This window comes from Bradyrhizobium sp. I1.14.4, from assembly GCF_050435825.1.
Lineage (GTDB): Bacteria > Pseudomonadota > Alphaproteobacteria > Rhizobiales > Xanthobacteraceae > Bradyrhizobium.
In genome coordinates this window covers 1-1934 of record NZ_JBNDLA010000070.1, presented here as the reverse complement: position 1 = coordinate 1934, position 1934 = coordinate 1, and the positions used below count along the sequence as shown (strand labels likewise).

1 protein-coding gene is annotated in these 1934 nt (G+C 58.9%); it reads right to left on the bottom strand.

Going from position 1 to position 1934, the window contains the following annotated elements; genetic code table 11:
* Nucleotides 1–1432: outer membrane beta-barrel protein (locus ABIB78_RS38675; RefSeq protein ID WP_429034288.1), on the bottom strand; the 1432-nt coding region annotated here is incomplete at its 3' end.
* Nucleotides 1433–1934: the final 502 nt, after the last annotated feature.

The following is a 1934-nucleotide window of genomic DNA, read 5'->3' as shown; positions in this document are numbered from 1 at the left end:
CACCGACGCCGACGCTGAAGTTGCTGGTAACGAGATAAGACAACACGCCCTCAAGCTGGACCCCCCCGCCTCCATCCCCGCGTTGATCATCGAAGGTGGTGGTTTTGCGCAAGAGATGATTGTCACGCCCCCTGAAATCGGTCCAAGGCAGATAAGCGACGTCGCCGCTTAAGCGCCAACGCTCGGTGAGCATGGTTTCGGCGCTTAGGCCGACACGAGGCGCATTCCACTGAGTATCCTGGCTGCCGATGACCCTGTCGTCACCCGGTGCCAAGCTTTGGATCATGGGGTTAGCGATCTCCACGGCTCCTAGCGAGTCCGACTTTTGGCCGTAATAGGTCCAACCGATAAATCCGCCGACCTTGTAGTTGGCGCCGCGCAGGAAGTCGTAACCGGCATCGGCCGTGTAGTACGTGAAGTTTCCGTTTGCCTGGCCTGATACGGTGTTGACGTAGGCGAGGTGCTCAAAGATCCAATCTTCGTCATTCATGTTTCCTTTGTTGAAGCGCCCGAGGCCAATATTACCCTTCAGGAATATTCCCCACGGGCTGTCAACACGGCCAAATAGTTCTCCCGAAAGTCCGTCTAGTCCGTGATAGGTGAGCCTCGATATGAGAATGCTTGAGTCTATGCCGTGGTCCCATTGGAATCTTCCCCGGCTGAGCCAGAGCCGCGATCCGCCTTCGACTGACCAACCGGCCGTGTACGCAATCGGCGGCACGCTGCTGGGTTCTTTTGCATGCAGCGGCGCATCGAACCATTGCGAGGCGCGCGGGTCGGCGCCAAAGTGGTAGTTCAACCCGACCTTTCCAATGTGGTAGTTGCTCGATAGGCTGGTTGTGTTCGCCGGAAGAATGGCAAACGGCGGAGCCTGCACGGTCGGAGGGGTCGCGACACTCGGCCCGCCGAAATGCAGATAATCATACTCAACTTTGACGGACCATGCAGGCGTCAGCGCTTGCTCGACGCCCAGCCCGATGACCTCACCGACGCGACCATAGTCGAAATGAGTCTTCTCCTGTGGCCACTGAGCAAACTCGTCGTTATTGATGACGTCGCCCCGATTGTTTTGCCAAGCTACGCCTCCCTTGAGGTAGGCCAGCGTGTGGCCTTGCGCGCCAAACGCATAACCGACGCGACCGGTCCCGCTGATAAAGACGTTTGGACTTGCCTTGCAGTTTGCGCTCACAATCCTGCCGGAGGCGGCGAGGCAGGTATTTGTGCCGTCGGAGGCAGCACCGCTGGCATCCAGTTCGATGCCAACGACCCAGCTGCTCATCTGCCAATTGTAGCCGGTCTGACCACCTGCCAGAAACGAAGGGGTATCGACCACACCCCCATAGATTGACGGACCGTAGGGATTGCTGAAGGAGGTCCGGCCGTACCCACCGCCGACGTGCCCGCCAATATATCCCCCGGACCAGCTCCACACCGCTGCCGGCAGCCCAATTGCAGGCTCTAGGTCCGCCGAATGGACTGCACCGCTTGGGAGGAGCGCAATTGTTGTGGCTCGCCAAAAAAGAACTCCAAATCGCATCAAAGACTCCCTCGCATTAGATCGCATCAAAGACTCCCTTCCATTGTCTCGGTCCACAACCGAGCGCCTTAAGTTATCGCCGCACATCGAACCCAGACGCTACCGGCAATGCGCGCCGAGTCCGCCTCGAAGATGACCGCACCGCGATTGGTGATGACGCCGCGAACGAAGCAAGCCGCGAGCCGAGCCGGATCACATGGTCTTGGTCTTCGGGCACTTCGTACGAGGGGTGCCGTCAAGACTCCAGGTCGCATCATGACTTCAGAACGACCACGCAGCACTGTTAGGATGACAGTTGCTCACACGCCGTGCGTGCCAAGCAGACGCTCGGCGATCGCATCGAGCCTCAGATCGTTCTCATTGCGCCGCAGTTCCGGGAGCCAATCCCTGTGCGGCC